We start from the raw sequence: 12,884 nt of genomic DNA, 5'->3' as shown, positions 1-12,884 counted from the left end.
AGGCTCGGATGCCAGTCATCGACGCGGATGCTCATATTGAAGAAGGGGTTGCCTGCTGGCAATTTTTGCCGGAGCGGCTCCGTCCTCGCCGCCCGATGCCCGTCACTTTTCCGTCCGACACCGTCTATGGCGGGGGCATGACGGTCTGGGTGATCGACAGGAAGGTCCGGCAGCATACGGTCCCATCCGCAGCGCGGGGGGCAGGCGGGTCGCCCAGCGCTCGGGCGCTGACAGATGTGCCGGCGCGGCTCGCCGAGCTGGACCGGATGGGCGTGACGGTGCAGGTGGTCTACCCCTCGCTGTTCCTCGGCAATGTCGCGGAGGATCTCGAGCTGGAGACGGCGCTCTGCGTCAGCTACAACAGTTTCCTCGCCGAAGCGTGCAGCCGCGCTGGTGGCCGCCTCTCCTATGCTGCGGTTGTCCCGTGGCGGGATCCTGCCGCTGCGGCGGGCGAGATCGACCGGGTCGCCCGTCTTGGCAATTGCGTTGCGGTGATGGCGCGCGGAGTGGAGTGGGATTATCCCCTCGATCATCCGCGCTTCGAGCCGATCTACGCCGCACTGGACCAGCATCGCCTCACCCTCGCGGTTCATGTCGGGTCCGGCAGCTCGGCGGCCGAGGCGCTCGACGGTGCGCCGTCCGATCAGCTCGGACTGCAGCGCGCCCACAGCACGCGCCAACTGGGCGAGTTGTTCTCAATGTACGCCTTCGACCGCCTGCTCTCCTCGACAATCCCCGACCGCTTCGAGCGAGTGCGTTTCCTCTGGCTGGAGCTCGGCTGCGACTGGCTGCCGAATGCGCTGCGGGCGCTGACGCCGGCCGGTCGCGAGCGTGCCGAGCGGCTGCTCGGGGGGCGGCTCTTCTTCTCCTGTGAACCGGCTGAAGACCTTGAGTACGTCATCGGCTGGGTCGGCGACCGGTGCCTTGTCGCCGGCAGCTCCTCGCGGCGCGATGGGTCCGGACAGCGCGGCGATTTCGCGACTGCCTTCCGCGAGCAGAGCGGCCTTGCCGAACAGAGTGCCGAGCGGATCCTCTGGGAGAACCCATCCCGCTGCTACAACGTTTGAGGACGCTACCGGATCCCGAACTCGTAGCCGATATGGTCGCGGTCTTTGACATAAAAGAAGAACGCTGACATCCGTTCGACATCTCCGTAAAGATGAGCAAGGTGGCGCGTTGGGGAGAGCGCGCCGGCAACGATGTCGTTCCAGATCCGCTGCGCCGGCTCCCAGAGAATGGGGCGGCCGTCAGGGCTGCCCCCAAGTTCCGCGGCCTGCACGACCCGGCCATCGAACGCGCGAAATGTAAGCACGCGCTGAATGAGCAGGCCGTCGACAGCGGGGGCATCCTCCGCCGCGGGCGCCGGCAGCGGGCGCGCGATGTCGGCCTTCAGCTGCTCCCACTCCGCCAGTCCGTAGCGGTGCGCGTTCGGCAGGTCGAGCAGAGGGTCGACCCGAAAGTAGAGGAGCGGGCCGTTGTAGAAGCGGAGCGGCGATTTGGAGAGAAGCAGGGCGGCGGAAAAGCGTTCAAGCGGGAGCTGCCCCGTCGCGACTTGGTGAAACGGATTGATCCGCTCGGCGAGCAAGTCGTTCCACACTCGTTCGGGGTCGGCAAAGACGACACTCGGCTCCCCAAAATCGCCGAGCTCGCGCGCGTCCACCGGCACTCCGCGCTCAAGCTGGACGACGATCAGTTTGGTCATCATCCAGCCGCGCGACGTTGGCGACCCGTGCTCGATTGCCGGCACGTCAAGCCGGACGGTCTCGGCGAGAAACTGCTCCCAGTATTCCATGGTAGCGCGGCCGGACAGCATCATCGCACCCCCAACCGTTGGAGCGGGCGAAGAAAGATGCCGAGATGCCCGACAGGCCCATGCTTGAGAACGCGGAACGTCGCCACAAGGTTCGGCCCGAAGCGGCCCCGCTCCACGTCGCGGAGCGGATTGAACTGGCCGCTGCCGAGATCGCGCCACACCTGCGCCGCCTCGCCGTACACCCGGTCGGGAAGCGCGCCGAAACCCATCTCCCGCACCTCGCGCAGTTCGCCGTCGACGAAGCGGAAGGCGAAATAGGTCTGGAGATAGCGGGCGCGTTGAAACTGCCCTTCCATCCCGTCGAAGCGCACGCTTCCCTCCCGCAGCAGATGAGCAACCCGTTCCCAGCGGCTCGGTTCTGCAGGGAGGACCGGTTTACCGGCGAACAGTTCCTCGGCGTCGTTCGCAAGATAGTTCACTTCGTAGGCGACGACGTCCGGCATCAGCCAGAACTGAAATTGGAAGGTCAGTTTGGGCGCGGTGATCCGTCCCGCGTCGACCGCCCGCGCGAGGTCTCCCGCCCCCGCTGCAATCCGCTCCCACGCTGGCGCGGGGTCGGCGAAGGGGCGAGGGGGAGCGCCCGTCGTGGTCGCGAACGTCTCGGTTGCGCTGACCAGCCGCCCATCTTGGAAGAGAAAGGCGAACGATCGGTCGATCAGTTCTCCTTCGTACCAGAAGCGGTCGCGCCGCTGAACGTTGAGCGGCTGCTCAACCCGATCGAGGAACGTCTCCCATTCGGCAAGGGTGAGGGCGGCGGTGCCGGTCATCTCAGCCATCGAGCGACGCCGCGACGCTCATCTCAACGTTGCCCTTCAGCGCACGCGAGATGGGGCAGCTGTCCTTCGCGGTTTCGGCGGCCTGCCGGAATGCCTCGAGAGTTGCGCCGGGCACGCTCCCGCGCACCGTGAGCTCGCTCTTGGTGACTGTCCACGCCTCGTTGACTCGGTCGAAGGTGACGGTTGCGCTCACCTCGAGCCGCGTCGGGGGCGTTCCGGCGCGGCCGAGCCCCGCTGAGAGCGCCATCGCGAAGCAGCTGGCGTGGGCGGCGGCCAGCAGCTCTTCGGGGCTGGTTCGTCCGCCCGGCTGCTCGATGCGCGCCGGCCAGCTGACGGGCAGATTGACGAATCGCTCGCTGCTCACCGCCGTGACCTCGCCGGAGCCGGAGGCCAAGTCGCCGTTCCAGACGGCGCGTGCCGTGCGTGTCGTTGCCAAAGGAGCACCTCAGATGGAAAATTTTGCGTGCCGACTCTACCACGCCGGCTGCCGAGCCGCTGAGAGGGGTGCGCATGGGGGATCGCGGTCGGATTGGGACACTGCTCGCAGCGACTGACCATGACGATGAAGCCTATCTTGACTTCGCCGAGGGGCTGCGCTCATTCACGCTGGGCGCGGTGGAGCCGGCCCTCCGCGCTCGCGCCCGTTCCGCCTTCGAGGCGTTCGCTGCCGCTGCGGGACACTGGCCTGCATCGTTGGAAGATGCCCATCGCGCCCTCGACTCGCTGCCGATCGTTGCCGCCCGCAACCGCCTCCACCGGTCAGCGCAGGAAATGATGTGGGACGGGGTGGTCGCGACCTATGAGAAACGGCGGGCGGAACTGGAAGCCGCCCTCGACGCCGCCGACCAGTGCGGGCCGGGCACGGTCGAGTACGACCCCGCATTCTCCTACCCTGCCTATTTCGAGCGGGTTGCCTTTCATCTCCAGCCCGGGAGCTATCATCGCGACCCGCTCGCCGGCTATTTCTACCACTACGGAACGAAGTATCTCTTCACCGGCGACAATGACGACGATGAGCTGCAGCAGGCGCTGGTCGACCGCGTGCGGCTGCCGGCAGATGGGGTGGTGCGCCGCGTCGTTGACCTCGGCTGCGCGATCGGGCAAAGCACGACGGCGCTCAAGAAGCGCTTTCCCGCCGCGGAAGTTTGGGGGATCGACCTTGCCGCGCCTATGGTCCGCTACGCCCACAAGCGCGCCGTTGAGCTCGGCATTCCAGTCCATTTCGCGCAGCGGCCCGCCGAGGAGACGCGCTTTCCGGGCGAGGCTTTCGACCTCGCCTTTGCGTACATCCTGTTTCACGAAATTCCGATCGAAGTCGCGCAGCGGGTCGTCCGCGAGGTGCATCGCATCCTCCGGCCGGGCGGCATCTTTGCGGTTGTCGACATGATGAGCGCGGCGCGCCACACGTCCATTCTGCAGGACTACAACCGCGAATACTTTGCCGCGCATAATGCCGAGCCCTATTCGCTCGCCTGGGTCCGGGCGGACTTCACCGGAATGCTCAAAGCCGCCGGCTTCCGCGCTGTCGAGGAGCGGCCGAGCGGTGTGACGATCTCGTGGCTGTGGGAAGCGACCCGCTGAGATCGATCACCCCCTCGCGCAGACTTGCCCCCACTCTGGAGGGACTGACTGCAGAAGGCGCATCCCAGATGGAGCGGGAGCGACAGAGGCCGCCGGTGCGGCTACACTTTGAGCGGTTCAGTCATCCATACCTGCAGGCACACTTATGCCATCGGTTCGTCTCTCTTCAGCGCCTGTCCTCCTGATAGTTCAGGATGGAGCCGAGAGCGACGCTGCCGCCTCGGCTCTGGCCGCTGCCTTCGCGGCGCAGACGTCGGAGAAGGCGTGGCTGACAAGCGCGGCAAAGGCGGCGGCGACTGTCCGCCAGATCGCTGGGGGAGGGAAGTATCGCCTCCGCGCCGTCTCGCTCTGCTTGACGGGGCCAGATGAGATGCCGGCGGCCCTCAAATCGCTCCGCGCGACAATGCCGACCGTGAGCATCCATTGGCTGGGACGGGCGCCGCTTGGCGAGGCGATTGTGGGGTCGCTGGCGGAGCAGCTTGCTCGCTCGCCGGCGGGAGCGGTGCTCCTTGCTGCAGAAGCCGGCGCGAGCAGCGAATGGCGGGCGGAAGTGGCTCGGCTTGCTCGGCTTCTTGCCGAGCGCGCTGACATTCGAGCGCTGAATTATGCCTTCATCGATGGGAGCTGGCCGCGCCTCGCCGACGCCGCCGAGCAACTGACTGCGCGGGGAGAGAAACGGCTGCTCGTCGCTCCTCTGCTGGTGGTGGGCGGGCCGCTGCTGGCGCGCCTCGATGAGCAGCTGGGGCAGCTGCAGGCGGCCGACCCGGCGCTAACGATCGAGCGACTGGCGCCAGCCGGCGGCCACCCTCAGATTGTTCAGGCGATCGTGCGGCATATCGCTGCGCAAGCCGAGGCGGCGGCGCGACAGCAAATGGCGGAAACGCACACGCACGGCGGTCTCAGCCATGCGCACCCGCTCGCTGCACTCGATGCCATCCTGCCGCCTCGCTACCGCGGCGGGGTATCCGTGAGCGCCGCGCCGATGAGCGCGGCAGACCTAGTCTACGATGAGCAGGGCCAAGTGGCGTGGGACCGCGTGTGGTCAGGGTTCTGTGAGCTTGCGCTGGCCGGCGGTCCGCCTCACCGGGGAACACTCCTCGAACCCGTGCCGCCGAGCGAAGTCGAGTCCGATCCGGAGGGGTACGCGCGCGTTATCGCGGAACTGACACGCGGGATCACGATGACCACCGGACTGCCGGTGGTGCTCAGTCAGTCGCCGGGCTGGATCGGCATCCGGTGTGACGATGAGGAGATGGCGATTTGGCTGCTGCGGGCGATCATCGTAGAGAATGTCTTCGCCCGCCGGGAAGGCACGGTCATCTATCTGCCGGCTGGTCCGCGCTTTCGGCTCGAACACGAGATCAAGAACGTGGTCACGGCGGTGGCAAAGACAACCCACTACTGGACAGAACACCGGGCGTCGCTTGGCGCAAAAAATGAAGCTTGACTGACGGTTCAGAGTTCTCTAGAGTCTCATTGCGAACGTTCGCAGCCCCACATCTTGGCGTATCGTGAGGAGACTCGCTCATGGCTGACATCGTTGAAACGGCGGTTGCTGCCGGATCCTTCTCCACCCTCGTTAAGGCAGTGCAGGCGGCTGGGCTCGTCGACACGCTCAAGGGAGCCGGCCCCTTCACCGTCTTTGCGCCGAACGACGACGCCTTCGCCAAGCTTCCTGCCGGCACGATCGAAGGGCTGCTGGCCGACAAGGATAAGCTTGTCAGCGTGCTGACCTACCATGTCGTCCCGGGCAAGGTGATGGCTGCTGACGTCGCCACCATGTCGAGCGCGAAGACCGTCCAAGGACAAGAGGTCCGCTTCGACACGTCGGACGGCGTAAAAGTGAATGATGCCCGCGTGGTTCAGGCTGATATTGTCGCCGACAACGGCGTCATCCACGTGATCGACAGCGTCATCCTGCCGAGCTAACGGCGCTCCGCCACTCCGCGCCGTCCTCTCCCGAGCGATGGGGCGGCGCGGGGCTCCTCTCCCTCCGCGCTGCTGACGGTTCCCCGGCTCAGCGGCAGCCGTCGCCCTCCTCCGGCGCAGTTGACGGCCTTGCGGCAGACATGCTACCAAGCGCCGACACTGTCGCAAGGAGCGCCGATGGCGAACTTTCCGATCCGCTTTGGCATTCAGGTTGGCCCCCAGCATATTACGTGGCAAGAGCTGCTTGATGTCTTCCAGCTGGTTGATGACCTTGGCTTTGATACGGGGTGGACTTTTGACCATTTCATCCCGATCAGCCCCGGGGGCACCAAGGAGCCGTGGATCGAGGATGACTGCCTCGAAGGCTGGACTACCCTCACCGCGCTAGGCGCGCTCACCCGCCGCCTCCGGGTCGGCTGTCTTGTGACCGGCAATACCTATCGTCATCCGGCCGTCCTTGCCAATATGGCGGCGACGGTCGACCACATCACGGGCGGCCGGCTGTATGTGGGGATGGGGGCGGCGTGGTACGAACTCGAGCACACGATGTATGGCATCCCCTTTTACGACGTGCCGGAGCGGCTGCGGCGGCTGAACGAGGCGGTGCAGGTTCTGCGGCTGCTCTGGACGGAGCACCGGGCGAACTTTCACGGTCGGTACTACCAGCTGAAGGACGCCCTCTGCTATCCCAAACCGCTTCAGCCGCGCCTGCCCATTCTGATTGGCGGCGCCGGCGAGCGGGTGACCGCGCGGATTGTGGCGCGGCACGCCGACGCCTGGCAGACGTGGGGGGAGCCGGCGGTGTGGCGGCACAAAAAGCAGGTGCTCCAGCGCCACTGCGACGAAGTTGGCCGTGCGATCGACGAGATCGAGCTCGTGATGGGCGCCCCGTTGGTGCTCGCCGAGCGCGACGAGGAGGCTGACCGCCGCCTCGAAGCGCTCGCAGCGCGCCGCGGCTTTCCGGTCGAGCGCGCAAGGTCGCTCTATCTTGCAGGCGGTCCCGACCGCGTCGCGGCACGCATTCAAGAGTACCTTGAGATCGGCGTGACGCATTTTCTGTTCAACATGGTTGAGCGGGAGCACGAGATGCTGCGGCTGTTTGCCCGCGAGGTGATGCCCCGTTTCCGCTAGGGGGAGACGATGCCGAAAGGGATCGTGATCAACTTCTTGCCGCCCGCCGAGCAGGCCGAATGGGTCCGGCGTGCCGAGGCCGCCGGCTTCGATGAGGTATGGCACGAGGGCGGCCTGATCCATGCCGCGGCGGTCGTGCTCGCGAGTCAGCGCGCTGCGGTCGGCACGGGCGTCCTGACGGTCTACAACTACGAGCCAGCGATCGTGGCGAGCGCGGCGCGGCTGCTGCAGGGGCTCGCCGGCGGGCGATTCCGGCTCGGGATCGGGGCGACAACGCTCCCGGATGCTGCCCTGCAGTTCCCGCGCGAGCGTTCTCACGGCGCGGAACGGATGGCGGAGTGGATCGCGCTGATGCGCCGCTATTTTGCCGGTCCCCCGGGACCGTTCCGCGGTCGTTTCTTCTCGCTCGACATCCTTGGGAGCCAGCCGGCGATCGCGATCCCGATCTATGTCGGAGCGCTCACGCCGCGGATGATGCGGATGGCGGGGCGGGTCGCTGACGGGGTGGCGGGGCATCCCTTCTGGCCGGCGCACTGGGCCCGGGAGGTGATCCTCCCGGCAGTCGAGGCAGGGGCGCGCGAAGCGGGACGGCCGCGCCCGCCGGTCAGCGGCTGGATCTTCACCGCCATCGGGCCGGACCGGCAGACCTGCCGCGACGATGTCCGGCGGTACTACGCCCGCGCGATCCAAGGAGAGCCAGCCAAGCTCGATGCAATCGCCCGCCGGATGGGGTGGGAGCAGGCATTTGCTGCCGTCCGCGCCGCGCTCGCTGCGGGCACCACCGACGCCGCGCTTGCGGCGCTTCCCGACACGCTCCTCGATGCGCTCGCGATCACTGGACCTCCGGACGAGGCGCGCCGCCAGTTCGCCGAGCGGTGGGACGGGCTGTATGACGTCCCTGTCTTCTATACGCCGGGCGGCCCGCGAGTGAACGACTACCTTGCCGCGGTCATCGAAACCTTCGGCCGCTGAGCTCCCTACCAGCCCGCCGTGCCCGGCCCGCCCTTGAAGGGGCCGACGATGGCGCTGGTGATCCAGCCGCCGTAGAAATCGCCCGGCTGGGCTTGGACGCGCTCGTCGTCGACGTAGCACGCATCCATCCGCGAGGGATAGAAGGCAACGTAGTTGGCGATCGCGCGGTATGCCGGTGTCGGGTCCCGGTATGTCCAAGCAGCAGCGGCAGCGGTCCGCTCTCCGACGCACACGTCGTAGTAGCTTGCCGTTCCTTTGAATTCACAGAATGTTTGCCGCGGGTTCGGCGTCAGCACGCCCGGCAGGATGTCATCCGGGGGGAAGTAGTAGACCGGCGGGTGGCTGGTCTCCAGCACCCGATAGCCGCGGGTCGTCTCGGCGATGGTCGTGCCGTTGAAGACAACGCGGAGCCGCTTGCTGACCGGCTCGACCCGGGGCGGCCGCGGGTAATCCCACACCGATTCTTGGCCCGGACCGGGAGGGATCCGTTGCGGACGCTGCATAGGCTGCTCCTCCGAAGAAGGGGGCTGGCGGCCCCCGCCTTGTCGAATTGTCGCCCGTTCGATCAAGATGAGCGCCGCGCGTGAGCAGAAGCGCCGCCCGCCACACCTCGGTTAGGTGCCGGCGCTGTTGGCGTTTCGGCTCTGCCTCATGCGCTGACCTTCTCCCAGCGCGTCAGGTCGCGGCCATCGCAGCGAGCGAGGCCGATGCTTCCGCCGACGCCGCGGGCGGTTGGCCGCGGGCCAAAGCCGACGTAGTACATCAGCAGCCCCGCGCCGTCGGGCACAAGATACGGTGTGCCGATGGCGAGGGAATCCCAGGTGCCGGCCGGCCCGACATCAAGAACGCAGCCGAGGGTGAGCGGACCGCGCAGCCGCTCCCAGCGCAGGCCGTCCGGTGAGGTCGCGATGCCGATGCGGTAGGAGCCGCGAGACTCGGCGGGCAGCGCCTCGTAGGCCATCAGATACCCGCCTTGCCAAGGGATGACGTGGCGCGTCGAAATAGCGCGGCAGTCGAAATCGTCGGAGTTGCCCGTGGGAGCGAGGACGACGCCCCGTTTCTCCCAGTGGACGCCGTCCGCCGACTCGGCGATCCCCGCGGCGCGCGGATGGGTCGGGCCAGCGCCGTGGTAATACATGCGCCAGCCGCCTCCGGGCAGGGCGAGGATCCGCGGCCAGCCGACAAACCACTCGTCCCACTCGCCGGGCGCGCCGTTCGTCAGCACCGCGCCGGCGTAGGGGCCGTCCACGCGCTCAAAGTGGAGGCCGTCGGTGGAGCGGGCGAGCCCAATCCGGAGCGGGAAGCCCTTCCGCAGGTGCCCCTCGACCATCGTCGCGCCGTCCCACGCGCCCATGAAATAGAGGGAGTAGAGGTCCCCGACGCGGGTCACATCGGTGCCGCCGACCTGCCAGCTATCGAAACGTCCCGGAACACCGCTCGGGTCGAGCACGGCGCCGCGATGGCCGGGGCCGGCCACCCGCACGAAATGGATCCCGTCCGATGACTCGGCGAGCCCGGTCCGTCCCATCGGGATGCCGTCCCCTCCCCCTTCGATCGCGCCGCCAGGGAAATTCCGCTCGCGGCCGTAATACCACATCCGGAAGCGGCCGCCCTCGCGCAGCACAACCGGGCAGGAGACCACCTCCTCGTCCCAGCTCCCGCTTGGCCCTGGCTCGAAGATCCGGCCGGGCTCAGCCATGAGAAGCCTCTGTCGGCCGCAGCCGCGATCGGATATCTTCGCCCGCGAAGATCCCATACTGGCTCACCGGCCCCCAAACGCTCATCTTCTGATCGCGGGTCTGCACCTCGTAGATCTTGTCGTGGGCGGCCATCACCTCGGGCTTGGAGGAGACCGCGATCGCTTCTTCCTTGCTGCGCCAGCACGTCTGCACGAGATAGCGGAGCGGTTCCTTGCGGCTCTTTGAGCGAAGCAGCTGCGCGCCGAGGCAGGCCTCGTGCGCCATGAATGCTTCGAACACAGGACGATGCGCCTCTCGCACCTTCTCCTCGTCCTCAGTGTTGGCGATGAATTCAACCGTGATGATGTGCATAGGCCTCTCCTCTTCGCTGCTGCTGCTCGGCATAGCGTGCTGGAGATTGTACTTGCCGTCGTGTTCTCGGGTCGCTCGACGGTCGCCGCGGCTACGGGGCAGGCGGGAAAAGTGCAGGGAGAGAACTCTCTTCCCTCTTCCGCGAGCGTGTCGCGCTGAGCGGCCGTCGTCGCCGTCTGCTCTTTATTATCCCCACGCAGTCCACGCTCCAGTGAGCCCGACCCATGGGCAAGGAAGGAACGACGATGAGCGAGCCGTTTCGCGCTCTTGTTGTTGACCAGGCGGACGGAAACTACCGCGCGGAGTTTCGGAAGTTGTCTCTCGATGCGCTCCCCGAGGGGGATGTGCTCATCCGCGTCGTATATTCCAGCTTGAATTACAAAGACGGCCTCGCGATTACCAACCGAGGCCCCATTCTCCGCGCCTTTCCCTTTGTCCCGGGGATCGATGTCGCGGGCGTGGTGGTCGCCTCGGACTCTCCTCGCTTCCAGCCGGGTGACGAGGTGATTGCTACCGGCTGGGGGATCGGCGAGCGCCACTGGGGCGGGTTCGCGCAATACGCGCGGCTGAAGAGCGACTGGCTGATGCGTCTGCCGGCAGGGATGTCTCTCGAGACGGCGATGGCGTTCGGCACCGCCGGGCTGACGGCGGCACTCTGCGTGCTGGCGCTCGAGGCGCACGATGCGCCCGTCGAGGGACGGGAGACCGTCGTCACTGGCGCCGCAGGCGGGGTCGGTTCGATCGCGGTTGCGCTGTTGGCGCAACGGGGCGTTCGCGTGATGGCAGTGACAGGACGGACGCACGAAGCAGCGTACTTGCGCGCTCTCGGCGCGAGTGACATTCTCGACCGCGCCTCGCTCTCCACCCCCTCAAGCCGGCCGCTCGAGAGCGCTCGCTGGGGAGGAGCGGTTGACACGGTCGGCGGCGTCATCTTGGGCAATCTGCTCCGGCAGATGGCGTATGGCGCGAGTGTGGCCGCCTGCGGCAATGCGGCCGGCGCAGAGGTGCCGACAACGGTCTACCCGTTCATCCTGCGTGCGGTCAATTTGCTCGGCATCGACTCCGTGAACTGCCCGATGCCGCGCCGTGAGCGAGCCTTTGCCCTACTGGCGGCGGTGCCGGCCGACCTTGTGCGCTCGATAACTCGGGTCGCGCCGCTCTCAGAGCTGCCTCAGCTCGCGCACGAGATTGTCGAGGGGCGCGTGCGCGGGCGGATTGTTATCGATGTCAATGCCTGAGCGGGGCCGCGCTGCGATCGCGGAAAATGCGGTGCCGCAGCCAGCGGCCGTGGAGGAGTGATGAGCGCAGTTGCCCGGGAGGCGGCGATCGCCGCGATCCGCGCCTTCATCGGCGCGGAGCCCCAGCAAGGACGCAATGCCTTTTTCATCTCGCTCGACCGGCGGGGAAATCCTTCGATCCGCCAGGTCAGCACGTTCATTGAGGGGTGGACGGTCTGGACCGTTTCGCAGGCGCAGTCGCTCAAGCTGAAGCATCTTCGGCGCGACCCTCGTGGCCAGTATCTCTGGGTCGAGGATCAGCCGGCGCGGCGGCGCAAAAACGTCTGGATGCGCGGCACCGTCACCCTGATTGAGGATGAAGGCGCAGTTGCGGAGTTCATGGAGCGGCGCTCGCGCGCGCTTGGCTTTTCGGTCCCCCAGCGGGACTGGCAGCGCGTCGTGATGCGCTTCGAACCCGACTATCTGCGCGCGGAAGGGTTTCTCGGTGAGGAAGCGGGCAACACGCCTGTCATTATGCGGCGCGGGGAATTTGCCGCAATCCGCACCGGAGCGGAGGGCAGGAATGCGTGAGGAGGAGCGCGCCCTTGGCGGCCCTTGGACTGCGCTCGGTGCAGTGCCGGTCACGGGAGGAGTGATCGCCTACGCAGCGTGCGGCAACGGACCGCCGGTGGTGCTCCTCCACAAGCTGGGTGGGTGGCTGCAAGATTGGCGTGCCCTTGCCGCTGAGCTGGCCGACCGCTATCGGGTGGTCGCTTTGGATCTCCCGGGTCATGGGTCGTCGCTGTTCGAGGAGCCGGCGGGGTGGGAATTTCCGATCGAGAGCGGCGCGAGCGCTGTGGAGGAAGCGCTCGACTCTCTCGGCATCGCTCGCGCTGCCATTGTCGGCAATTCGCTCGGAGGCTGCGTCGCGGTTCAGGTGGCAGTTGACCGGCCGGACCTTGTCCGCAAGCTCGTCCTGATCAGCTGCGCGCTCGGGCCGGCAGCGAGCCGGGAAGCGATCGAAGCGGCAAGCCGCCAGAGCGGCTTCTACGATGCGGACGGCTTGCCCCTGCCGCGCGATGCTGCGCGCATCGCCCAGATCTCCGGCACGCACGATATCCGGATCGCGGAGGAGATGAACGCGAGCCGGGCTGTTGCCGGCCGCTGGGTGGCGAAGAGCGAGCGAGGAGTAGGTTTGGCCGATTTCCCGGCGCTGCTGCCGAGGGTCGGCGTCCCGACCTTGCTCGTATACGGCGAACGTGACACCCTCATCGACCGGTTTGAAGCGCCGTCTCTCGCTGCGCTGCGGCATGGGAGCAGTGTCCGCATTCCCGGGGCGGGCCGCTTCCCGCAGCAGGAGCAGCCGCGCCGCACGGCCGAGGCGATCGTGGCGTTTGTCGGCTGAGCGCCGCCG

The 12,884-nt window shown here is 67.1% G+C and carries 15 protein-coding genes; 9 read left to right on the top strand and 6 right to left on the bottom strand.

Annotation, left to right across the window (positions count from 1 at the left end):
• The first annotated feature begins 8 nt into the window (after nucleotides 1-8).
• Entirely contained in the window at nucleotides 9-1,067 is a 1,059-nt protein-coding gene (locus tag NZ773_09585; protein MCS6802173.1) for an amidohydrolase family protein, read from the top strand.
• 5 nt (nucleotides 1,068-1,072) lie between these two features.
• On the opposite strand, the gene NZ773_09580 is transcribed toward NZ773_09585, so the two are convergent.
• From NZ773_09580 to NZ773_09570, 3 genes are read right to left on the bottom strand one after another with little or no spacing between them, the layout of a single operon-like run.
• A complete protein-coding gene (locus NZ773_09580) occupies nucleotides 1,073-1,816 on the bottom strand; it encodes a hypothetical protein (protein ID MCS6802172.1) in 744 nt (247 codons plus the stop codon).
• The gene (locus tag NZ773_09575; protein MCS6802171.1) at nucleotides 1,813-2,589 is read right to left on the bottom strand and encodes a hypothetical protein; all 777 of its coding nucleotides are present in this window, start codon (nucleotides 2,587-2,589) and stop codon (nucleotides 1,813-1,815) included. The genes NZ773_09580 and NZ773_09575 overlap by 4 nt, the downstream gene beginning before the upstream one ends.
• On the bottom strand, nucleotides 2,582-3,025 hold the full coding sequence (locus NZ773_09570) for an OsmC family peroxiredoxin (protein ID MCS6802170.1): 444 nt from the start codon (nucleotides 3,023-3,025) through the stop codon (nucleotides 2,582-2,584). The genes NZ773_09575 and NZ773_09570 overlap by 8 nt, the downstream gene beginning before the upstream one ends.
• 74 nt (nucleotides 3,026-3,099) lie before the next feature.
• On the opposite strand from NZ773_09570, the gene NZ773_09565 reads away from it, so the two are divergent.
• From NZ773_09565 to NZ773_09545, 5 genes are all read left to right on the top strand, one after another.
• Nucleotides 3,100-4,170 carry a methyltransferase domain-containing protein gene (locus NZ773_09565; GenBank protein ID MCS6802169.1) on the top strand — a complete coding sequence of 357 codons (1,071 nt, stop codon included), beginning with the start codon at nucleotides 3,100-3,102 and terminating at the stop codon, nucleotides 4,168-4,170.
• A 145-nt stretch (nucleotides 4,171-4,315) separates the two neighbouring features.
• On the top strand, nucleotides 4,316-5,617 hold the full coding sequence (locus NZ773_09560; GenBank protein ID MCS6802168.1) for a sirohydrochlorin chelatase: 1,302 nt from the start codon (nucleotides 4,316-4,318) through the stop codon (nucleotides 5,615-5,617).
• Between the two features lie 80 nt (nucleotides 5,618-5,697).
• Nucleotides 5,698-6,099 (top strand): fasciclin domain-containing protein, encoded by a 402-nt coding sequence (locus NZ773_09555; protein ID MCS6802167.1) that lies wholly within the window; start codon nucleotides 5,698-5,700, stop codon nucleotides 6,097-6,099.
• Nucleotides 6,100-6,276: 177 nt separating this feature from the next.
• On the top strand, nucleotides 6,277-7,230 hold the full coding sequence (locus tag NZ773_09550) for a TIGR03560 family F420-dependent LLM class oxidoreductase (GenBank protein MCS6802166.1): 954 nt from the start codon (nucleotides 6,277-6,279) through the stop codon (nucleotides 7,228-7,230).
• A 9-nt stretch (nucleotides 7,231-7,239) separates the two neighbouring features.
• Nucleotides 7,240-8,202 (top strand): LLM class flavin-dependent oxidoreductase, encoded by a 963-nt coding sequence (locus tag NZ773_09545; protein ID MCS6802165.1) that lies wholly within the window; start codon nucleotides 7,240-7,242, stop codon nucleotides 8,200-8,202.
• Nucleotides 8,203-8,207: 5 nt separating this feature from the next.
• Here NZ773_09545 and NZ773_09540 read toward each other — a convergent pair whose 3' ends face one another.
• The 3 genes from NZ773_09540 to NZ773_09530 all read right to left on the bottom strand — a co-directional run bounded on the left by NZ773_09540 (nucleotide 8,208) and on the right by NZ773_09530 (nucleotide 10,253).
• Nucleotides 8,208-8,705, bottom strand: coding sequence for a DUF427 domain-containing protein (locus NZ773_09540; protein ID MCS6802164.1), 498 nt, complete (start codon nucleotides 8,703-8,705; stop codon nucleotides 8,208-8,210).
• 146 nt (nucleotides 8,706-8,851) lie between these two features.
• Nucleotides 8,852-9,901, bottom strand: a complete 1,050-nt coding sequence (locus NZ773_09535) for a glycosyl hydrolase (protein MCS6802163.1) — start codon at nucleotides 9,899-9,901, stop codon at nucleotides 8,852-8,854.
• A complete protein-coding gene (locus NZ773_09530; protein MCS6802162.1) occupies nucleotides 9,894-10,253 on the bottom strand; it encodes an antibiotic biosynthesis monooxygenase in 360 nt (119 codons plus the stop codon). The genes NZ773_09535 and NZ773_09530 overlap by 8 nt, the downstream gene beginning before the upstream one ends.
• 245 nt (nucleotides 10,254-10,498) lie before the next feature.
• Here NZ773_09530 and NZ773_09525 point away from each other — a divergent pair, with 245 nt between their 5' ends.
• From NZ773_09525 to NZ773_09515, 3 genes are read left to right on the top strand one after another with little or no spacing between them, the layout of a single operon-like run.
• On the top strand, nucleotides 10,499-11,491 hold the full coding sequence (locus tag NZ773_09525) for an oxidoreductase (GenBank protein ID MCS6802161.1): 993 nt from the start codon (nucleotides 10,499-10,501) through the stop codon (nucleotides 11,489-11,491).
• Nucleotides 11,492-11,551: 60 nt separating this feature from the next.
• A complete protein-coding gene (locus NZ773_09520) occupies nucleotides 11,552-12,061 on the top strand; it encodes a pyridoxamine 5'-phosphate oxidase family protein (GenBank protein ID MCS6802160.1) in 510 nt (169 codons plus the stop codon).
• Nucleotides 12,054-12,875, top strand: a complete 822-nt coding sequence (locus NZ773_09515) for an alpha/beta fold hydrolase (GenBank protein MCS6802159.1) — start codon at nucleotides 12,054-12,056, stop codon at nucleotides 12,873-12,875. Before NZ773_09520 ends, NZ773_09515 begins: the two co-directional genes overlap by 8 nt.
• Nucleotides 12,876-12,884: the final 9 nt, after the last annotated feature.

This window comes from Dehalococcoidia bacterium, from assembly GCA_025054935.1.
In the GTDB taxonomy this organism is placed as follows: domain Bacteria; phylum Chloroflexota; class Dehalococcoidia; order SpSt-223; family SpSt-223; genus JANWZD01.
Note: the sequence above shows the minus strand (reverse complement) of the source record. Positions and strands in the feature narration are given on the sequence as shown.